15 protein-coding genes are annotated in these 21,839 nt (G+C 45.1%); 3 read left to right on the top strand and 12 right to left on the bottom strand.

Annotated features, from left to right (window positions below; translation table 11 throughout):
- A partial coding sequence (locus VIN08_RS08305; RefSeq protein WP_331963024.1) for a T9SS type A sorting domain-containing protein occupies nt 1-667 on the top strand: 667 nt, incomplete at its 5' end.
- Between the two features lie 74 nt (nt 668-741).
- Entirely contained in the window at nt 742-1,770 is a 1,029-nt protein-coding gene (locus VIN08_RS08300) for a Calx-beta domain-containing protein (RefSeq protein ID WP_331963022.1), read from the top strand.
- 317 nt (nt 1,771-2,087) lie between these two features.
- On the opposite strand, the gene VIN08_RS08295 is transcribed toward VIN08_RS08300, so the two are convergent.
- The 10 genes from VIN08_RS08295 to VIN08_RS08250 form a co-directional block, all read right to left on the bottom strand.
- Complete coding sequence (locus VIN08_RS08295) at nt 2,088-4,766, bottom strand: ABC transporter permease (RefSeq protein ID WP_331963020.1); 2,679 nt, start codon at nt 4,764-4,766, stop codon at nt 2,088-2,090.
- A 22-nt stretch (nt 4,767-4,788) separates the two neighbouring features.
- Nucleotides 4,789-7,470, bottom strand: coding sequence for an ABC transporter permease (locus VIN08_RS08290; RefSeq protein ID WP_331963018.1), 2,682 nt, complete (start codon nt 7,468-7,470; stop codon nt 4,789-4,791).
- A gap of 5 nt (nt 7,471-7,475) precedes the next feature.
- Complete coding sequence (locus tag VIN08_RS08285; RefSeq protein WP_331963015.1) at nt 7,476-10,124, bottom strand: ABC transporter permease; 2,649 nt, start codon at nt 10,122-10,124, stop codon at nt 7,476-7,478.
- On the bottom strand, nt 10,117-12,783 hold the full coding sequence (locus VIN08_RS08280; protein ID WP_331963012.1) for an ABC transporter permease: 2,667 nt from the start codon (nt 12,781-12,783) through the stop codon (nt 10,117-10,119). The genes VIN08_RS08285 and VIN08_RS08280 overlap by 8 nt, the downstream gene beginning before the upstream one ends.
- 2 nt (nt 12,784-12,785) lie before the next feature.
- Nucleotides 12,786-13,118, bottom strand: a complete 333-nt coding sequence (locus tag VIN08_RS08275; RefSeq protein ID WP_331963009.1) for a PadR family transcriptional regulator — start codon at nt 13,116-13,118, stop codon at nt 12,786-12,788.
- 376 nt (nt 13,119-13,494) lie between these two features.
- On the bottom strand, nt 13,495-15,849 hold the full coding sequence (locus VIN08_RS08270) for a penicillin-binding protein 1A (protein WP_331963006.1): 2,355 nt from the start codon (nt 15,847-15,849) through the stop codon (nt 13,495-13,497).
- Between the two features lie 75 nt (nt 15,850-15,924).
- Nucleotides 15,925-16,449: a DNA starvation/stationary phase protection protein gene (locus VIN08_RS08265; RefSeq protein WP_331963004.1), complete on the bottom strand. Its 525-nt coding sequence runs from the start codon at nt 16,447-16,449 to the stop codon at nt 15,925-15,927.
- A gap of 95 nt (nt 16,450-16,544) precedes the next feature.
- Nucleotides 16,545-17,201, bottom strand: a complete 657-nt coding sequence (locus tag VIN08_RS08260) for a GDSL-type esterase/lipase family protein (protein WP_331963002.1) — start codon at nt 17,199-17,201, stop codon at nt 16,545-16,547.
- A gap of 66 nt (nt 17,202-17,267) precedes the next feature.
- Nucleotides 17,268-17,981, bottom strand: coding sequence for a LytTR family DNA-binding domain-containing protein (locus VIN08_RS08255; protein ID WP_331963000.1), 714 nt, complete (start codon nt 17,979-17,981; stop codon nt 17,268-17,270).
- Between the two features lie 253 nt (nt 17,982-18,234).
- Nucleotides 18,235-19,254 carry a sensor histidine kinase gene (locus tag VIN08_RS08250; protein ID WP_331962998.1) on the bottom strand — a complete coding sequence of 340 codons (1,020 nt, stop codon included), beginning with the start codon at nt 19,252-19,254 and terminating at the stop codon, nt 18,235-18,237.
- A 156-nt stretch (nt 19,255-19,410) separates the two neighbouring features.
- On the opposite strand from VIN08_RS08250, the gene VIN08_RS08245 reads away from it, so the two are divergent.
- Nucleotides 19,411-20,034 (top strand): intradiol ring-cleavage dioxygenase, encoded by a 624-nt coding sequence (locus VIN08_RS08245; RefSeq protein WP_331962996.1) that lies wholly within the window; start codon nt 19,411-19,413, stop codon nt 20,032-20,034.
- Between the two features lie 209 nt (nt 20,035-20,243).
- On the opposite strand, the gene cysM is transcribed toward VIN08_RS08245, so the two are convergent.
- Both cysM and VIN08_RS08235 read right to left on the bottom strand, forming a co-directional pair.
- Nucleotides 20,244-21,122: a cysteine synthase CysM gene (gene cysM / locus VIN08_RS08240; protein WP_331962994.1), complete on the bottom strand. Its 879-nt coding sequence runs from the start codon at nt 21,120-21,122 to the stop codon at nt 20,244-20,246.
- Between the two features lie 38 nt (nt 21,123-21,160).
- The coding region (locus tag VIN08_RS08235; protein ID WP_331962992.1) for a tryptophan 2,3-dioxygenase family protein at nt 21,161-21,839 on the bottom strand (679 nt) is incomplete at its 5' end.

Genomic DNA, 21,839 nt, shown 5'->3' with positions numbered 1-21,839 from the left:
GGATACTGTGGTGGTTACTTCTTCTGCCAATGGAGAAGCACTGAACTCTACTTCATGGGTACAATCGCAGAGCGGAGCGTGGAGTCTCTTCAGCACATCGCTCGGAGCAAACATCGCGATGGATATACAACCGCTGGTAGGCATGAATCCTTCTGTGCAGGTATCGGCATCCAAGGAACTTGCTTATCCGGGTGAGCAGGTAACACTGAACGGACATGGTGCGAGTGTATTTGTATGGAATGCCAATGATGGTTCTGTTGAAAATATACCGGGGCCACAACTCATTGTTGCACCCACCAAGACCACTACCTACCTGACGATCGGTTCCGGTCTTGACTTGTGTTACGATTCAACCTATACTACCATCTATATACGCCAGGATATACTCGGCACCGAAAACCAGGATGTAACCAAAGGTATAACGATGTATCCGAATCCGGGCCGTTCATCCCTGAATATACGCGTGGAGAATAATTATACCGGAGATATCGAAGTAAATCTGCAGTCGTCAGTAGGTCTGCAGGTGGCCACTCCGTTGTGGATTGAAAAACGTGAACGAACGATTGAAATTCCATTGGAGACCTCTGCGTTGCACTCAGGTGTTTATCTCGTACAGGTAAAACTGGGTGGACGAACGGTAAGCCAGAAGTGGATTAAACTGGAGTAATGCCGGTTTGTATAATTTCCGAAGGAACAATGAAAAGATTTGATTACATTTAATTGACACAAACCTAACTATATATGCGAAAATTTAGCATGCTTACTTTATCCATCCTTACCCTCGGTGCGTTCGGAGTGATGCTGTCGTCTTGCGGCAAGGATGATGAACCTACAACGTATCAGCTTACCTTTTCAAAAACATCTGACGCAGTATCTGAGTCTGCCGGAACACTGGATGTAACGGTTACGCTTGATAAGGCTGCTCCGGAAGATCTGACTGTGAAATATAGTATTGACGGAACAACTACTGATGAAACAGAGGCTACTTCTACCGATCCTGAAGATTTTTCCATCGATGGAGACTTAGGTGAAGTCGTTATCAAAAAAGGTGAAACCACCGGAACAATATCGCTTATACTATATTCTGATGATCTGCTGGAAGATGACGAGACCATTAAATTCACCATTTCGTCTGTTAACAACAGCAATGTAAAACTCACGACAAACCAGTCGATCGAAATTACCTTGCAACAGGAAGATGGCGTGGTGGTATTGCTGGAGTGGCCGGATGCCAGCACGGATGGTGTTGCCGATATGGACCTCCTGGTACGCATGGGTGAAACTGCCAATGACTGGGATGGTATACTTACCGGATCTGTTTTCAGAGGCTATAACTATAACTATGAGTTTGTATTTATTCCTCCGACCTTTACCGGTACCTATTTTGGTCTTACCTATACTAACTCTACCTATGGATTGAGCTATACTTACTATGATGGCTCACTGGATCCGCTCAACTTTACAGCAACATTCATCGATTTTAAAAATGGTGCGCTCGAAAATGAATCTACCCGAGATGTATATGAAGGAAGCTATACCGCTGCAAACAAAAACAAGTGGGTAAACGGCACACCTCCAACCATCATCGCGCAAACATTCCGCAATGTGAGCGGAGCCTTCACAGAAATTTCTGATATAACCGTTCAGGAATCCAGCAGCCGCGTAAGCTCAAAAGCTGCCAATACGTTCCTGCAGAAGAATGGCTCAGGCGAAAGTAAACTTCGTGTAATAACAAATTTACCACAGCGAATGAGAAGTCTCATTCACTAGGATATATATCATCCGGTATAAATAAAAAGAGGTGGCCACGCAGGTCACCTCTTTTTTGTTTCCCGCTGATCTCGCAGATAAGCGCAGATAAAATGCAGAATTTCTCCCACAGAATTCGCAGATCGACACAGATGAATGCATTCTGTTTTCCGCTGATGTTACTCTATTCCCGATAGCTATCGGGATATGGAAAATATTTGAATTTGAATATCGAACAAGGAACACCGATCAACGAATAACAAAGTGGAGCACACATTAAGCTTCACACTTTGCACTTTTAGCTTGTATACTTTCTGCGTGATCTGCGGGAAACAAAGCTACTCATACTTCAGCGTAACAGCCGGGTTGATCAAGGCTGCTTTTATAGCATGGTAGCTTACGGTAAATATAGCGAGTGCCAATCCGCTGAATGTACTAATGGCAAAGAGCTCCCATCCTACTTCAACCTTGAATTGAAAATCCGTCAGCCACCATTTTGTCATTATATACCACGATACCGGTGTGGCCGCTCCGAAGGCTATCAGTGCCAGCCATATATACTGTTTGTTCAGCAGTATAAAGATCGTTCTGAGGTCTGCTCCCATCACTTTGCGTATACCGATCTCTTTGGTACGGTTCAGCGCGTTTATACCTGCCAAACCAAATAACCCGAGACACGCAATGATAATGGCAAACGCAGTCGACAGTCCCATAATATTCATCCAGCGTGTATGCGATTCATATTGTCGTGCCACATCTTCATCTACAAAGGAATATACGAAGGGCCTGTCGGGAAATAATGATGTCCATATTTTCCGGATATGCTCCACGTTCGCAGAAAGATCACCAGCCGACATCTTTACCATGATGCTCATCGTATATCCTACATCTTTCTGATTGATCGATAAAAACATCGGATCGATCTGCCGCTTTAACGAAAGGAAATGATAGTCCTTTACTACACCTATAATTTTATAGCCCGGCCCGACAGAATCTTCCTTCCAGTTAAGATGTTCGTTCAGCGGATCTTTCCAGTTCATTTCTTTTACCAGTGCTTCATTCACAATCAGCGCATTACTATCAGAAGCAATGCGTTCGTCAAAATTTCTTCCTGCTTTCAGTTGTATATTCAGCAAGGGTATATATTCCGGATCAACGCGGTATACAAAGGCATTTTTATCTTCACCGTTTATTTTAAAGCCGTTCCGCGACCAGCCACCGTTAAAAGAAAAATTTGCGCCTGCCACCTGTTGTACTACAGCATCTCCTTTGGTGGCATTTCTGAATTGCTCGACAGAACGGTCAGCGTCCTTATTCCAGCCTGTTTGCGTACCGATCACCAGCACATGTTCTTTATCGAAGCCTAAATCTTTGGTGGTGATATACTTCATCTGCCTGAACATAATAATCGAACAGATCACCATCGAAGCTGACAGAAAGAACTGAAATACTACCAGCGGCCTTGTGAAGCCTGCGTGCAACCGTGAGGTAAATCCTCCTTTAAGCACGAGAGCCGGTAAAAATCCGGAGAGGTATAAAGACGGATATATACCTGCCATAAATCCTACTATAACCGCCAGCACCAATGCCACGCCTGCCACTTGCAATAAAGTCAGCAGTGAAAGCTCAATATATTTACCGGTAAACTCATTAAAGAAAGGCAGGAACACACCTACAAGACCGAGCCCGATCACCATCGAGACCATTGCCAGCGTGATCGATTCAAATCCGAATTGCTGCACCAGCTGCGTTCTGTATGCACCTATCACCTTGCGTATACCTACTTCAATTCTTCTCGAAACCGAAGTCGTCATAGCAAGCGATATATAGTTTATACAGGCAATCACCAGGATCAGCAACGCTATACCGCCCAGGATCCATGAATACTGCGGATCGCTTACTTTATGCCAGTCAACATCATTTCGCAGGTGTATATCCTGCAGCGAAGTAACACCATATTCATACGCTTTATAGCCGGGGGCCAGGTCGCGCTCACGCCATTTCTTCGAGTCGGCAGGTATATATTTATCATAGAGCCTGTTCAGTTGAGCCGTTAACGCAGCTTCACTTGTACCGGGACGTACCTGTATAAATGTCGGGTATGAATAATTCGACCATCGATCGCGGTTGCGAACAAACCACGGGTTGGCTTCGATCGGCACAATCATTTCAAAGTCGATACTGGAATTAGGCGGTGGTGTCTGTATAATGGCTGCTACACGCATCGTCTTCTCGCCACTGATGTCGATGGTAAACATCTTCCCGATGGGATCTTCATCACCAAAATATTTCCGCGCAGTTTCCTGTGTCAATACAGCATCCGATATATTCCGGAAGAGATGCGCCTTATCGCCTGCCAGAATGGAGAACGAGAACATGCTGAAAAATCCGCTATCCACTGAAATATAGTTTTGCCGGAATACTTTATCCTGGTAGCGCATTACACCCTCTCCGCCTTCGCTGAATCGCGTCATATACTCTACCTCCGGCAGTTCCCTCAGCACAGCATCGCCCAATGGTCCGGGCAGATGCGCAAAGCGTTCATACGGATCTTCTTTCTTTTTAAACCGCTCCGGACTGAAAGCTATATCATGAATGCGGTATATCCTCTCCTTATTGACCTGAAACTGGTCAAAACTTTTTTCGTCCTGTACAAACAGGTATATCAGCGTGCAAAATGCAATGGCAACGCTAAGTCCGAAGGCATTGATAAATGAATATAGTTTGCGCTTCGCTATATTTCGCGAAGCCACTTTAATATAGTTTCCAATCATAATGATACCCGTGGATTCCCATGATAATTTATTCCGCAATACAATTCCGGGACGAAAGAAGCGAAGCACGTTTAGTATAAATCTTTTTCTGGCGATGCGCTCTCCCAGCAGGGCAACATCCTGATCAAACTCTTCCAGCAGATCTCCTTCTATACCTTCGTATAACGCAGGCGGACAAAACCACGCGAGAAAGCTTTTCGCAAATCGCGGTGGAGAAGGTATCGATGGCTGCTCTCGCTTCATAGTCACTCGCTATACTATATATTTACTCGTACTTCAACGTATCGGCCGGGTTTGTCATGGCAGCACGCAGCACCTGGAAGCTGATTGTAATCAGCGCGATGATCAGCACCACCAGCACCGGTAATACAAACAACAGCCAGCTGAGTGTAATGCGATAGGTATATTCCTGCAACCAGTTCAGCATACTGAAATACGCGATCGGCAACGACAGCAACGCGGCTATCACCACCAGTCTCATAAAGTCGGCCGAGAGAAGTGATACGATACTATAGATCGATGCGCCCAATACTTTACGCACACCAATCTCCTTCGTGCGCTGCACTGCGGTATAAGACGAGAGACCGATCAACCCCAGACAGGATATAATAATGGCGAGCACAGTAAATATGCTGATCACCTTACCAAACCGGTTGTCGTCATTATACTGACGTTTATAGGTATCTTCCAGGAAAGTATATTGGAAAGAATTACCCGGGAAATAGGTTTTATAAACATTTTCAATTTCAGCAATCACCTTTTGTTTGTCTTCCGTCTTTAAACGAATAGATGTAGGATGATACGTGCTATATACCGGGCGGAAGATCATGGCTTCCAATGGTTTCTTCAGTGACTCCTGGTGGAAGTCACCAATCACACCAATGATCGTCCATCTGCGCGTGCCATCATCACCACCCCAGAATATTTCTTTTCCTATAGCATCCTGTACACTATCTATACCCAGGAGCTTTACAGCATTTCGGTTGATCACTACCGTGGTCAGGTCTTCGTAGCGGACTTTATGATCGGTTGGTAAAAATTTCCGGCCGGCTGCCAGTTTAACATCATACGTATCAAAGAAATTGTGATCCACGCCCATCACACTCATGGTATAGTGCGCTTCCGATGGCTGATCCGTCAACCGGATACCAAACGCTCTACCCAAACGATTACCCGGTATAGTATTGGAAGTTGCTGCGCCTGCCACACCACTTATTTGTGTAAGGGCATGTTTATAGTTTTCGATGCGGTCGATCGTAGTAGAGTCCCACGAAGTAAGTTCCGGGCTATCCACAATCATCGTGTTATGTATATTGATCCCGAGATCGGCCGTGTTCATATAGGACAACTGTTGTGATACGATGATCGTACCCGTGATCAGCGCAGCAGAAGCGGTAAACTGAAATACCACCAGTGCCTTGCGCAGAAAATGTCCGCGTGATGAACGCTGGAATTTACCTTTCAACACCACCACCGGTTGATACGATGACAGAATAAAGGCAGGATAAAAACCCGATAATACTATACACGCTATACCTGCCGCTACCAGTGTAGCAATGGTAAGCGGACTAAGCGACAGGAGTTCTTTCCAAAGCGAAAGCTCCTTACCCACCACCGTATTGAAGTATGATTGCAGACCCAATACCAGCACAACGGCTACGATACACGCCAGCGCGGTGATGATTATGGATTCAAATATAAATTGCTTTACCAGCTGCGACTTCAATGCGCCCATTACTTTACGCAGCCCTACTTCTTTTGCACGATCCATCGCACGCGAAGTGGTAAGGTTGATATAGTTGATCCATGCGATCAGCAGAATAAACAATGCTACGATCAACATCGCCCAAACAGCTTTTCCATTGGCTGTTCTGGCTATATCATATTCATAGTTGGAGTATAAATGTGCATCTTTCAACGGTTGGAGAAAGAATTTCTCTACACTGCCCGACACTTTATCGCCCTGGAAATATTTATCACTGAAGGCACCAAACTTCGCTTCCAGTTTTTTATAGTCAGCACCGGGTTTCAATACCAGGTAGTGACGCATGTCAGACCATACCCAACTATCATCGGCATTATGATCCTCGGCACTGATCAATGTAGCATACGACACGAGTCCATCAAACTGCAGGTGTGAGTTGGCAGGAGGATCGGTACATACTCCTGTTATGGTATAGGGTTGAGTATCCAGTCCCCAGTAAGCTGTTTTACCTACTACACTGGTATAGTCGCCATCCTTTATGCCAAAATATTTTTTAGCCGTACGCTCTGATAACACAATGCTATAGCGATTCTTCAACGCAGTAGCTTTGTCGCCTGCCAGCATCGGATACGTGAACACCGACAGAAAATGTTCATCAGCAAAATGACCGTAGTCACCGCGATGATTCACATCATTTATTTTTAGGTTCAGTTCTCCGCCCGGCATAAGACGTGTATAGGCTTCTACTTCCGGATAATCGCGCGCCATTACAGGTCCTATAGTAGGATACATGATCGTGCCGTGCTGAATTAATTTACCATGCTGAAAGCGGTCGTTGGTAACACGGTATATACGATCGAACTTCTCGTTGAACGTATCGTAGCTCAACTCAAATGTAACAAACTGAAAGATGAGCAGGCAGGCTGCCAGCCCTATACCCAGGCCACAAATGTTAATGGCTGAGAATGCTTTACTCTTGCGTATATTTCTATACGCGGTGATCAGGTAATTGGTAAGCATAATAAGATTGATGAGTTCGGTTGAAAATTTATTTCGTAAAATGATCCCGGGTCTGAAAAAGCGTAGTGTATTCCAGATCAGTCTTCGCTTGGCTATTACTATACCATACAGTTTGGCATCATACTCAAACTCTTCCAGTATATCACCCTCTATACCTTCGTAGAGTGAAGGCGGGCAATACCAGGAGAGAACGCGGAGCCAGAAATCTGCAGGGTGCTTCATAAAAGTTATTCTGTTTTAAGAGCATCTACCGGGTTAGACAACGCGGCACGTAATGATTGTCCGCTTACTACCAATAACGCAATGAAGAATACCAATATACCGGGCACGGCAAACATCCACCATTGCAATGAAATGTGATAGGCAAAGGTACTCAGCCACTGGTCGATGAAGTAATACGTTACCGGTATAGCAACGATAAACGCTGCGATGATGAGCCACACAAATTCACGCGCAATCAATATCAATACACTGGCTATTGTTGCGCCTAATACTTTGCGTATACCGATCTCACGTGTACGCCTGGTAACGTTGAGCGATGCCAGACCAAATACACCAAGTAACACAATGAGCAGCATGAGCGCAGTGGCAAAGCCTGCCGCCTTCTTCATTTTGATTTCGGTCTTATAGAGTTTCTCCAAATTCTGATCCATGAATGTATACTCGAACGGATCGTTGGGAAATATCTCGCGCCAGCGTTTCTCTACAGCTGCCAGCGACTGCGCTATATTTCCGGACTGAAGTTTTACAGAGAAGAAGCGGAATGCGGGGAATAAATTGTTACGAACATTCATAAACAAGAGCGGTTTTACTTCCTTATGCAACGAGAAGTAATTGAAGTCTGCTACAACACCCGCTACACGAAAGGTCATAGGCTCTGCACCTTTGATGAGCAGGCGATCGCCTACATGAACGTTCATCGCTTTTTGCGCTGCTTCGTTGATCACCATATCATCCGGCTGTTGTACTTGCCCTTTCAAATGGAAGAATGTTCCATCCTTCATGGTCATCTTATACGTATCCTTAAAGTCTTCATCGACAGACAGGATCGGCATACCTATAGCAGTATCTGGTTGCTTGCCCTGCGGGTATATCTCTGCCGCTACGCCATAATTACCATTGGGTATATCCCACGAGAGGCTGATCGCTTCTACCGATGACAACTCCATAAATTTCTGTTTTGCTGCGTCCATCTTGCTAAAGCCTTCGGGCGTCCACTCGCGTGGCACAGAAGATATAGTCACGATCGCAGACTTATCGTAGCCCAGATCTTTGTCGAGGAAATACGATACCTGCCGCGTCATGATAATGGAAGCGATAAATACGCAGATCGCCAGCAGGAATTGTATCGATACTAATGAACGCGATAACACTATACCACCGGTGCCGGATTTGATTTTTCCTTTGAGCGATTCAAGTGTCTTGTAAGACGACAGGAAGAATGCCGGGTATATTCCTGCCAGTATACCAATGACCAATGTTATACCGCCCATGATCAACCAGTACAGTAGCGGAAATTCTGTTACCGACAGTAAAGGAGTATTCATAATATCGCCAACATACCCGCGAAGCAACTGATATACTCCCAACGCCAGTGTTGCAGCAAGTACGGTGAATACTATAGATTCTGAAAGAAACTGCGTGATTACCTGCTTCTTTACACCTCCCACGGCTTTCCGTACACCGATCTCACGCAGGCGCACTGTTGAATTACCAATGGTGATGTTAATAAAGTTAATGACGGCCAATAACAGTATAAATACAACTATAGCCGACAGTGTAACGATAAGTTTATAGACGATTTTATTATTGGAGTATAGATAGTAGTCGTCCAGGCCATCCAATCGTATCAGCAACTTGGCTTGCGCTGCTCCTGCCGGAATTTGCTTTTGGATAAGCGCGGTAAATGCTTTTGTAATACTTTGCGGAGAAGCACCCGGTGTTCGTTTGATGAAGCTGATCATCTGCGCACCATTCCAGGTTTCCGGATCGAAGTTATTAAAATCTTTCAGGCTATAGATCGGCAAAACAATCTGCGCACCTATATCCATGATATTGGTTACTGTGTTGGATTTTAAATCCTGCAACACCCCGGTAATTTTATACTCTTGTAATCCGTTCTTCTCGGTGGCTAGTGTAAGCGACTCACCAACCACATCGGTGCGATTAAAATATTGTCGTGCTATCTTCTCGGTGATCAGTATCGATCGCGGTTCATTTAATGCTGTGCCGGCATCACCGTATACCAGCGGAAAACCAAACATGGAAAGAAAGGTTGTATCGCCAATGATACTCTGTATACGAAAATGTTTATCGCCTCTTGATACGGTAATGCTGCGATCATTGAACCGGTAAAAATTCTCTACCAATGTAGGATACTGCTCTTTTACCAAACGGGCCAGAGGCGATGGCGAAAAGAACGGTATACCATTGGCAGCTTCCGGGTTATCGCCACTCATCATATATAGCCTGTCAACATCCGAGAGCTGATGATTTACCTGTAGCTCTCCGGCTATAAATGTGCCGATCAGCAACGAAAAAGCTATACCGATAGTAAGCCCTAATACGGTAATGGCTGAATATACTTTTCGCTTTGCTATGGAGCGAAGCATGATCTTGAAGTAGTTAAGCAACATATATCCTTGAATTAGTTGAATCGAAAATTTATTTCTGAAAAGTATACCGGGCCGAAAGAAGCGGAGCACATTCCAGGTAAATCGCCATTTCGCTTTACGCCTACCGAAGACGGCAACATCCTGATCAAACTCTTCCTGCAGATCGCCCGCTATACCTTCGTATAAATGCTCCGGACAAAACCATTGCAGAAAGCGAAGCCACCCAGTCGGCACAGTATATATATCGTCCGGTCTATTCATACTTTAATGACTCGGAAGGATTAACCAATGCAGCTTTTACAGTATGGTAGCTCACGGCTGCCAGTGCTACTACTAGGCCGGCCATCATAGCTATAGCAAAGAGATACCAGCTCATTGTTATATGGAACTGAAATTTAGCCAGCCATTGCTGCATACTATACCACGCCAGGGGTGCCGCCAGCATCCACGCCACCAGCGATAGTATAATGAATTGCCGGTTGAGCAGTATAAATATATTCGAGAGGTTCGCTCCCATCACTTTGCGGATACCAATTTCGCGTGTGCGGTTCACAGCATTTATACCGGCCAGTCCGAATAAACCCAGGCATGAGATGAGTATAGCAAAGCCTGTAGCGAGCGACATGATGTTCATCCAGCGATTGAACGATGCATATTGCTGCGATACGTTTTCATCGAGGAACGAATATTCGAAAGGTTTACCGGGAACAATCGCAGCAAAATCTTTCTTCAACTGTGCTATAGTAGCCGGTATATTTTTTGCATCGATGCGCACCAGCATATTGGTAAGCCGGCCATCGTTACGATCCATAGTGAGGAACATGGGCTTGATCGTTTCTGCCAGCGACAGAAAATGAAAATCTTTTACTACACCAATGATGCGTGAGCCTTCTGCCTGCGGATCTCTCCCATGAAAATTCAGTCGCTCGTGCAAGGGATCAGTCCACTGCATATCTTTTACCAGCGCTTCATTTACAATGATCGTCTTGACGGTGTCGGCAAAATTATTCGGATCGAAGTCGCGGCCCATCACCATATCTATACCCAGCGTTTTGATATAGTGTGCATCTACCGTAAAGCCATACGTGGCTTTCTGCGTGCCATTTACATCATAACCAAAAACCATCCAGTCGTTACCGGCAAACGGATAGTCAGTGCCTGCCACCGATACAACGGATGGTATACCGGCCGCACGATTGCGAAACTGTTCGATTACCAGATTACTATTCTCTCGCCAGCCGGCTTGAGTGGGAATCACAATCAACTGATGCTGATTATAGCCCAGGTCTTTTGTGGTAACAAATTCCATTTGTTTATACATGATCACCGAACTAATAATGAGGAACGATGAAAAGGCAAACTGCATAATGATCAAGGGTCTTGAAAAGCCCGCGGATAAATGAGCGGTAAACGTTCCTTTCAAAACCTGCACCGGGCGAAAGCCTGAAAGATATAGGGCCGGGTAACAACCGGCAAGCAATCCTACCAGTACAGTAATTCCTATACTGATGCCTGCCAGTGTATATAAATTGGTGGCTTGTAATGCTATATCTTTACCCGTGAACTGATTGAATGCCGGCAGGAAAAGTACTACGAGTATAAAACCGATGACCATGGAAAGCAACGCCAGCATAACCGATTCAAATCCGAACTGATATACCAGTTGCCTCCTATATGCACCGATCACTTTGCGAACCCCCACTTCCATTCTCCGCCTGGCCGATGATGTTAACGCCAGCGATATATAGTTGATACAGGCAATCAGCAGAATGAGTACTGCTATACCACCCAGTATCCATGCATACTGCGGGTCGCTTACTTTATCCCAGCCTATATCTTTCGCAAGATGTATATCGGTAAGTTTTAAAAATCCGATGCGATAGGGCTCTTCTCCAGCGGGTACTTTGTCGCGTTCGCGCCACTGCGTCAACTCCTGTTTCATATACTTGTGAGTGAGCTGATCCAGCGCGGGCTGAAGATTGGCCGCAGTGGCCGATGGGTATAGCTGCACGAACGTAGGAAACCCGAGGTTCATCCACATATCGAGATTACGTTGATGGTAGGCACCCCAGCCTTCTACCGGCAACAATACCTGGAATTGCAAACTTGAATTGGCAGGTGGTGCATCAATTATACCGGTAACAGTAAGAGAACGATCGCCCAGCATAAGCACTTGCCCCAGTGCTGGCGATGTTCCAAAATATTTTTCCGCAATAGCGGGCGTCAGTACGATTTCATCTTTTGAAGTAAAGATCTTATCCACATTTCCTGCCTGCATCGGGAACGAGAACATGCGGAAGAAGTCGGCATCTACATATACTATAGATTCATTGAATACTTTATCGTCTTTTCGAAGTATAGCATGATTCGTACAGAAATGGGTAGCATACTGTACTTCGGGTATTTCGGCTTTCATGGTGGGTGCCAGCGCCAGTTGTACCTGTGATATTTTCTCGTAGGGCGATCCTTGTTTATCGGCAGCGCGACTTCCGGTATACATCACGCTGTGCATTCTATATATATAGTCGCCATTGGCATGAAACTTATCAAAACTGCTTTCGTCCTGTATAAAGAGATAGATGAGTATACAGAACGCTATACCAATGCTGAGCCCTACGGCATTGATAAAAGAATATAGTTTACGTTTTACGATGTTGCGCGAGGCGACAGTTATATAGCTCCGGATCATAATGCTATGGAGTGAGAATAAAAAACGGTTTCGTAAAATGATTGACGGCCTGAACAAACGGAGTACGTTCCAGTACAATCGCTGCCTGGCTACCGATATACCTGCCGATCGAACATCGTCATCGAATTGTTCGAGCAGGTCACCTTCTATACCTTCCAGTAACCATGGTGGACAAAACCACGCAAGGAAACGAAGGGGCCACCGGGGCGGATCATGATTTGCTTTTTTCATGATCAGCTTCCGGCAATCTTAAGCTGTGGTATTAATTTCCAGAGATCCATGCGCGCTTCTTTCATTGCCCGCAACATAGCAAGCCCGGCATTGGTAATCGTAAAGATGCGCTTCCTGCGTCCGCCTCGCGAGTTAGTAGCACCACCCATATGCGACTTCACCAGGCCTTTATCTTCCAGCCTGTATAGCGTAACGTGCACTGCGCTCAGGTTTACATCTCGCCCAACCCGGTCTTTAATCTCCGTTACAATGGCATTGCCATACGCTTCTTCCCCCAGCACGCCCACCATCGTCAAGACCAGTTCTTCAAATTCGCCAAGATACTCTTTGCTCATTTCTATATATTTTGTAAGACTAATGTACGCTATTTGTCTATATTTTGTTTAACAAATGTTTCTTTTTTTGTGTTGAGGTGTTGATGTGTTGATGTGTTGGGGTGTTGATGTCTGGGGGGCGACTTGTGCAGGTGGAAAATCCTGAGCATGTGTTTAGGTGTGTACGTGTTTACGTGGCTGAATGCTGATAGATATTCAGTCCCCAACATGAGCCAGACACTCCTTAATATATAAAATCAGATTATAGGGACAGGTAAAGCGCTATATATATAAATACAGTCAACGTTCTTCTCTACCGTGAACCTGCACACGTACCAACGTAAATACGTGCGCACAAAGCCTCAACACATCAACACCCCAACACATCAACACATTATCAGCCTCCAAAGAGTCTGCGGAAAAATCCTCGTTTCTTTTTCTCTTTTTCTCCGAAGGCCCGTTTGGTTTCTTTCTCCTTTTCCTTCTTGCCGAAGATGCGCTGGAAGACGTTGGTATCGGAGCGGTATAGATCGCAGGAGATCCTGCGCTCCTGAAAATGGGATAACCCGGGGAAGTGTGCCTGGCTGATGCGCCGGAGTTCTTTATCTGTATTTACTTTTTGAAAGAAGGTTGCTACGATGGGTAGTGCTGTGCGGGCGCCCTGCCCCAGAGCGGTTGTACGAAAGCGGATACGCGGATCATCGGCACCTACCCACGCACCTACTACGAGGTGTGGCGTCATGGCCATAAACCAGCCATCAGCATTTGATTGTGTTGTTCCTGTTTTACCAGCCATGTCGTTGTCTATATTATAGCGTGTGCGCATAGCCGCCCCGGTACCTTCATCGATGGTGCGCTTCAGCATGTGTACCATCATCTGCGCATACTCGGGAGACAGAGCTTGTGTTGTTTGTCGTTCCGGTTTGAAATTTTCGAGTATATGATTTTCGCGATCAGCTATAGCGGTGATATAAAACGGCTCTACGCGTTTACCGTCATTTACAAAACACGCATACGCCCGTACCATTTCGAGCATGGATATATTGGCGGCTCCCAATGCTATAGCAGGCACTGCGGGCAGATCGCTATCTATACCCATACGCCTGGCAAGCGCGATGGTATTATCTATACCCGCTTGCTCCAGTACACGTACCGATACTGTATTGACAGAATATGCGAGTCCACCGGTTAATGAATACTTCCGATCATAATTGTCTTCTGTGTTCTCCGGAGTCCAGCCCTGCATGTTGGTATACTCTACTTTTGCTGCAGAGAAAAAATCACACGGGTCGGTACCATTCTCCAATGCAGCTGCATATACTATAGGCTTGAACGTTGAACCAATCTGGCGCTTGGTCGTTTCACGTACGTGATCGTATTGAAAGTAATGATGATTGATCCCTCCTACCCACACACGTACACTACCATCATGCGGATCAAGCGCCAGCATACCGGCCTGTAAAAATTTCAAATAATGACGAATGGAATCTATCGGACTCATCATTACTTCCTGTTCACTGCTATCCATGAGTACGCTCATTAATACAGGGCTCTTCATAATCTTCATGATCTCGTCATGCGAAAGTCCCTGGGCTGCCAGTGATCTATACCGGTCTGACTTTTTGATAGCTTCTTTTAACAATTCCGGATCACGTTGCCATGGATCTTTCTTTCCCCAATGGTTAAGAAAGACTTTTTGCAGCGATACCATTTGCTTCATCATCGCTTCTTCAGCATAACGCTGCAGTCGCGAATCGATCGTGGTATATATCTTCAGTCCATCAGTATACAAATTATAAGGCTCACCGTTGGGTTTGGTGTGCGACCGGCACCATTCTCGCAGCTCCGGCCGTATATACTCCCGAAAGTATGGTGCTAATCCCGAGTGATGCGTAATTTTGTTATAGCGAAGAGTAACAGGCAATCTCTTCTTTGCCTCTGCTTCTGCCTCTGAGAGCTTGCCATACTTCAGCATTTGGTCCAATACTATATTTCTTCGCTGCTGCGATCGCTGCGGGAAAACACGCGGGTTATAATAATACGTTGACTTGAGCATACCGATCAACGTAGCGGCCTGCTCCACGGATATATCTTTTGTGCGAACGGAAAAGAATCGCTGTGCGGCAGCTTCAATGCCATAGGTATTATCGCCAAATGAAACGGTGTTGAGATATAGCGTAAGTATATCATTCTTATTATATACCTGCTCCAGTCGCGAGGCAATGATCATCTCACGCATTTTGTTAATAGGTGTTGAGAACAGCCAGTAATTTTTACGCGGGAATAAATTCTTGGCAAGCTGCTGCGTAAGCGTGCTGCCACCCCCGGAAGATTCCTGCTGCAGTAATATACTTTTGAAGAATACACGGGCCAGACTTCGCATATCGATCGCACCGTGTTCGTAGAACCGTATATCTTCTGTGGCGAGTACTCCATCGATGAGATGTTCAGGGAGATTCGTGTATGCTATATTGGATCGCTCCTGTATAAAATATCTTCCGAGCAGAACACTGTCGGCACTATATACTTCTGTCGCCAGCGGGTTTTCAACAGCACGCAGCTCATCTTTACCGGGCAATGCACCAAAGGCTCCCAGCCATACCAGTATAAATAGCGCAGCAAAAAGAGCAATAAAAAACCCTGCTAAAAAAGCACCTGCATACAGGATCTTTTTAACAGGGGATTGGGCTCTATATCGCGAAACAATTTTATCCCAAATATTTCCGGCAAAAGCAATCAATCGATTCGTCATTCACAGCGAGGGTTTCTTACACAACGCAATTTTCACAAAAATATTCCTCTCTACCGAATCAATCTCGCTATATGATTATTTTGCCAGGAAAGCTGTGAGCATCCAATGATGCTTTTCAATCTTCTTGATATATCCTTTTATCATTTGCTCTGTACCGGCATCTTCCAGTTCAGAAGCAATGCTCAGTACACTTACCAGGTAGCCCAGCAGAATGCGAAAATCACTCAACACCTCACGCACCATTACCTCTGCCTGCAGGTCCGATCCTGTTTCCTTTATAGCGGCATGCTCCAGATAATCGCGCATGGTACTCAACGGTGTGTGACTGAATACACGAATACGTTCTGCAACCTCATCTACATGCAAGGCTGTTTCTGTATACAGATTTTCAAATTCTTCGTGAAGATCAAAAAAGTCAGGACCTTTTATATTCCAGTGATAGTTTCTCAATTTCTGATAATGTACCTGGAAGTTGGCCAGCAATTCATTGAGCGCACTGGCAATACGGTCGGTCTCATCGGATGACCATCCCAGCTTGATGGGCTTCGCCTTTGCCAGACGAGTATCCAATTGTGTCTTTGCTACATTCTCGATATCCATGACGCAGAAAATTTAGTCCTCCTTGTAGAAGTAAAGAACTATTCCTGCGTGTGCACTATTGCAGAGTGAGGTATAGCGTGGATTTTATTACACAGCTAGTGGAGATACGGTTCTATAACACCTGACCAGATCAAATATCCTTTGGGATTGAGGTGAAGACCATCATCGATAAATATATCCTTCCTGGGAAATCCTTCGGCATCCAGCAACGGTGTCCACATATCAATATAAATTACGTTCTTTTGATACGATACCCAGTCTTTCAATACTTTGTTATAGAGTATATATTGATCTTTTAGTTTCCATCGTGCCAGGCTTGGCTTGGGCGAAATAAAATATACCGGCACTTTCTTCGATAAGCGACTGCGTATCTTTTTCAGAATGCTATCGGCTGATGCCAGTATTTCTTCCGGCTTCTTCCCTGCGGACAGATCATTGTCACCTTCATATATAAAGATGCGCTCGGGTTTATAAGGCAATATCAGTTTATCAGTATAATAATCGAGGTCCGACATCACTGATCCTCCGAAGCCACGGTTCACTACATTATAGTTGGGATAATATACTTTGATGTCGCCCCACATGCGGATGCTGGAGCTTCCTGTAAAAAGTATCAGATGTTTTTTCTGAACGGCAGTATCACCGGCCACCAGTTTTTTTACTTCCTTCTCAAAGCGCAGCGGGTCCTGTGCCGGGAGTACGATGGTGATGAACAAGCACGCAACCAACCATGCGTAACGAAATACCTGCATAGATTTTTTTTAAGCAAGATACCAGTATGCAAGGAAGAAGCAAGTACCAATTACATTAATGGCATCTCAACGCTTCAGCAGATTATTGCCGAGTATCCGGTTCATCACTTCATCTTTCAACGCCCGGCTTACGGGCACGCGACCGTTGTTAACAAAGATCATTTCACTGCCATCGATCGACTTCACTTTATCCAACGCTATAATAAATGACTTATGGATCTTCATAAAATTAGCAGCGGGCAACTGTTCTTCCATTACACTCAGTGTAAGATAGGTTATATACTTCCGAGAGGCGGTATACAATACTATATAATTCTGCAATGCCTCCACATAGAGCACTTCATCAAACCGGATGCGTTCATATTTGCCATCGCATTTTATAAAGAAGAAAGATGGTTCTTCCTTTCCGGGATGGTTGCGCATCGTATAAAAGTCAAGTGCTTTGGTTGCTGCTTTTACAAAGCGATCGAACGGAATAGGCTTCACCAGGTAATCGATCACATCCAACGAATACCCCTCTAACGCATATTCTGAAAAGGCCGTGGTAAAAATTATCAGCGGAGGATTTCTTAGCGAGCGTATAAATTCTATACCCGATAGCTTAGGCATTTGTATATCCAGAAACAACAGGTCGATTTGTTTTTCTCGCAGATGTACCGAGGCCTTCATCGCATTGGAGCAAGTATCCACCAGGTTTAAAAAATCAATCTCGCGTATATACTCCTCCATTCCCTTGCGGGCTACAGGTTCATCGTCTATAATAAGGCAGTTTAGTTGCATATTAAAATCCAGTTACACTAAGTGACACAAAGAAGGCACAGAGTTGCACAAAGTTTTCTTTAAGCAGTAAGCGAAAAGTTGAAAGCTGAAAGTATAAATACACCTTACTTTAGCTTCTCCTGTATCTCCATTAACGAATATCGAACAAGGAACACCGATTAACGAATGTTGAAGTGGAGTATACATTAAGCTTTACACTTTGCGCTTTAGCTTGTATTTCCTTCTGCGTTCATCTGCGGGAAACAAAATGCATTCATCCAGCAGCTATCTCCAACTTTATCTCATATATACCTTCCTGTTCATTCACCAGTAATGTGTGCCTGCCGTTGTATAGCAAATCCAGTCTTCGTTTTACGTTTTTCAGGCCGATGCCTCCTTTTTCTTTTCCGTTGATGTGCTCACGGGTATTCTTTACCTGCAGGGAGAAAAAGTTATTGTGCAGTTCCAGTGCTATCACTATCTCGTTATTTCTATCAGTATAATTTGATACATGCTTGAAGGCGTTTTCTACGAACGGGATCATAATAAGCGGAGCCACCCGAAAATCTTTTACGTGTTCATCGCATGTAAAGGTAATGTTGTAATTATCGTCCTTTCGTGCGCGTTGCAGGTTTACATAATTTCGCAGGTATGCGACTTCTTTCTCTATGGGGATTTCTTTTTCATTGCATTCATATAGTTGATAGCGCAGCATATCAGAGAACCGCGATAGTGTTTCGCGGGCGGTTACGTTCTGTTTGTCGATCTGAAAAAATATAGTATTGATGGAGTTAAACAGGAAGTGCGGGTTGATCTGCGCTTTGAGATATTCCAGTTCGGTGTTGATCTTTTCCATTTCCATTTCGCGCATGCGCTCGCGTTGCACATACCATTCTTTACTCAGTCGCAGAGCCGCACTAAACGCCAGGTAAAATACTGCGATGGAAATGTTATAGTATGTATGATAGAAAAAATTTTTCCGGGTGGCATCGCCCAGTATATTTCCATACAGGTATACATCGTGGGCATTCTTTAGAAAAGCGTATACCAAAATAGAAATCAATAACGATACGATATAGGCCGGTATCTTCCGTTGCTGCGCGAGCCGTGGTATAAGTACCAATAGGTGCGTATAGATCAATGCAGCCAAAAGTACATTGCGAACAATCACCTCCAGCACAAACTGCCCCCACCCGGCCGATTGTATGAGATTCACGTGAAGGTACACGTGGAAAGCAACGGCCGTTAACCAGAATATAACGTGATCTGCTTTATACTTCCAGAAGCTCTGCATACTCTTACAAGTTACCGATAAATGTCGGAGTTTCCGACTTTCGGAACCAGACCTATACCGTACAGTTCATCAAGTAAAGTATACCGATGGTCAGAAACGACAGTATAAATACGCACCATTCGCCAACTTCAAAGAAAGTTTCTACACCCCTATACTATGAAAACACTTCTGTTACTATACATGCTGCTGGTTAGGTCCCTTTGCGGATGTGCCCAGTCGCGCGAACAGTCCCGTCCGGCAGGCGGAGCATGCGAAGGGTGCGAGGCTGTTTATGAATACGGCAAGCGAACTCTCAACGCTGTAGATACACTACCGGACTTCGAAGAGAAAGGACCTGCGATGAAGATCAGCGGAACGATCTATCATGCCGATGGCAAAACACCCGCAAAGGATGTGATTCTGTATATCTATCATACCGATCAGCAGGGATACTACTCTACACGCGGCCATGAAACCGGTTGGGCCAAGCGACATGGCTATATACGCGGATGGATCAAGACCGGTGCCGATGGCAAGTATACATTTTATACATTGAAGCCTGCTCCTTACCCCGGACGAAATAATCCTGCGCATATCCACCCCGTGATAAAAGAACCAGGTGTGCAGGAATACTGGATCGATGAATATTTATTTGACGATGATCCCATCCTTACCCCCGGAGAACGCAAGCGCCAGGAACAACGCGGTGGCAACGGTATACTAAAACTTACAAAAGACCCGCAGGGATTGCTTATAGCTACGCGGGATATAGTTCTCGGAAAGAATATACCGGGATATTAAGAAGATGGCTCTGACTTTCCATAGCGCATTTCAAAAAACAAAACAGTCAGGTGGAAAACGCCTGACTGCACACTAACCTCCTATAGTATATTTCAGAAAACAATTATCAAGAGAAGACGCCTGACTATACACTTATCCAAAGTATACTTCAAAACAACAACCAGGTGGGGACACCTGACTGCACGTCTTACTTTACATACTACTATACACTAAGCAAACAAATCGGAGCTCAGATAGCGATCACCCCGATCGCAAATGATAAAGACTATAATTCCTTCATTAATTTCGCTGGCAATTTTCATAGCGGCACTCAGTGCACCACCACTGCTCATGCCTGCTAATATACCTTCTTCGCGTGCGAGGCGTTTGGTATAAGTGCGTGCATCGGTCTCGCTTACATCAATGACACGATCTACACGCTGTGGCTCAAATATTTTCGGCAAAAATTCTGGCGACCATCTGCGTATACCGGGTATACATGCTCCATCGGTAGGTTGTGTGCCCACGATCTGTATAGCAGGATTCTGTTCTTTCAAAAAACGTGATACGCCCATGATCGTTCCCGTTGTTCCCATAGCGGATACAAAGTGTGTTACTTTACCATGGGTATCACGCCATATCTCGGGCCCGGTAGTTTTATAGTGCATGCCATAGTTATCGGCATTGGCAAACTGGTTGAGTATATGGTAACCTTCGTTGGCTGCCATTTGCTCTGCAAGCTCACGCGAGTATTCTATAGTGCGCGCTGCCGGTGTAAGAATTACTTTGGCACCATACGCTTCCATAGCCAATACACGTTCGCGGGTAGAGTTATCGGGCATGATGAGGGTCATGTTCAATCCCATCAGGCGCGCGATCATCGCTAACGCTATACCGGTATTTCCACTGGTGGCTTCCACCAGTTTATCGCCTTGTTTTATATCGCCACGATCCAGTGCTCCTTTGATCATACCATACGCTGCGCGATCTTTTACACTGCCTCCGGGATTATCGCCTTCCAGTTTCCCGTAGATCGTTACGCGTTTGTTTACCGGTATATGTTGCAATTCCACCAACGGTGTATTGCCTATAAGTTGTTCAAGTGTCATGATGGATAGGTACAGTCTTGTGATTCGAACGAATAAAATCAATAATCAGTTTCGGCTACGAACGCAGCTTTTCCCCATTCTTCTTTTTCTTTTTCGCTCCACAGCTCGGGGAAGAAAATGATCTTGCGGAAACGTGGTGGCAAATATTTCTGCCAATTGGTTCCCCCGGTAGCTTTAATATCTTCAGGATCTTTATGCAGGTAATGCCCGGCTGATTTTAAATGCGCCAATGGCCAAAGTACATTGGATAGTGTATCCAGCGCGCGAAGGCGCGTAACGATCTCTTCTTTCCGGGGCGATGTCGCAAAGTAACGAAGGTATATCTGCCTAAGGTTGCGCTCTTTCATGCGCACACCGGTATCCAGAAAATTGCCCATATACTTCTGCTCGAACTGCTGCAGCGTAAGGGTCTTTTTACCGGAAGCAAGTTCGGTAGCACCGCTGCGCCAGTATAATTTTTCCAGCAGGGCTGCTGTATCTTGTGTACTCACCTGGCTGCGCTCGTTTACATTTACGAGGTTGATCATATCGGTAGAGTATATTTCGATCAGGCGGTATTGTGCGGATTGAAAACCGCTGGCCGGAAGCAATGCCATTCTGAATTTAAGGAACTGCTCGCGCTCCATGCCTTTCACCATAATGTCGAAAGAATTTTCGAGGTGACGGAAGTAGCGCACTACGCGATCCAGCCGGTCAATAAAAAATTCTTCATCGGGT

The organism is Ohtaekwangia sp. (assembly GCF_036568665.1).
Taxonomy (GTDB): Bacteria; Bacteroidota; Bacteroidia; order Cytophagales; family Cyclobacteriaceae; genus Ohtaekwangia.
The sequence above is the reverse complement of the archived record's forward strand: the minus strand, read 5'-3'. Positions and strand labels throughout refer to the sequence as shown.

Coding starts and splice junctions, on each gene's coding strand:
- VIN08_RS08290 (WP_331963018.1), bottom strand. CDS start 7,470: ATGAAGCACCCTGCAGATTTCTGGCTCCGCGTTCTCTCCTGGTATTGC.
- VIN08_RS08270 (WP_331963006.1), bottom strand. CDS start 15,849: ATGACGAATCGATTGATTGCTTTTGCCGGAAATATTTGGGATAAAATT.
- VIN08_RS08300 (WP_331963022.1), top strand. CDS start 742: ATGCGAAAATTTAGCATGCTTACTTTATCCATCCTTACCCTCGGTGCG.
- VIN08_RS08255 (WP_331963000.1), bottom strand. CDS start 17,981: ATGCAACTAAACTGCCTTATTATAGACGATGAACCTGTAGCCCGCAAG.
- VIN08_RS08245 (WP_331962996.1), top strand. CDS start 19,411: ATGAAAACACTTCTGTTACTATACATGCTGCTGGTTAGGTCCCTTTGC.
- VIN08_RS08285 (WP_331963015.1), bottom strand. CDS start 10,124: ATGAATAGACCGGACGATATATATACTGTGCCGACTGGGTGGCTTCGC.
- VIN08_RS08260 (WP_331963002.1), bottom strand. CDS start 17,201: ATGCAGGTATTTCGTTACGCATGGTTGGTTGCGTGCTTGTTCATCACC.
- VIN08_RS08280 (WP_331963012.1), bottom strand. CDS start 12,783: ATGAAAAAAGCAAATCATGATCCGCCCCGGTGGCCCCTTCGTTTCCTT.
- VIN08_RS08295 (WP_331963020.1), bottom strand. CDS start 4,766: ATGAAGCGAGAGCAGCCATCGATACCTTCTCCACCGCGATTTGCGAAA.
- VIN08_RS08265 (WP_331963004.1), bottom strand. CDS start 16,449: ATGGATATCGAGAATGTAGCAAAGACACAATTGGATACTCGTCTGGCA.
- VIN08_RS08275 (WP_331963009.1), bottom strand. CDS start 13,118: ATGAGCAAAGAGTATCTTGGCGAATTTGAAGAACTGGTCTTGACGATG.
- VIN08_RS08250 (WP_331962998.1), bottom strand. CDS start 19,254: ATGCAGAGCTTCTGGAAGTATAAAGCAGATCACGTTATATTCTGGTTA.
- cysM (WP_331962994.1), bottom strand. CDS start 21,122: ATGACACTTGAACAACTTATAGGCAATACACCGTTGGTGGAATTGCAA.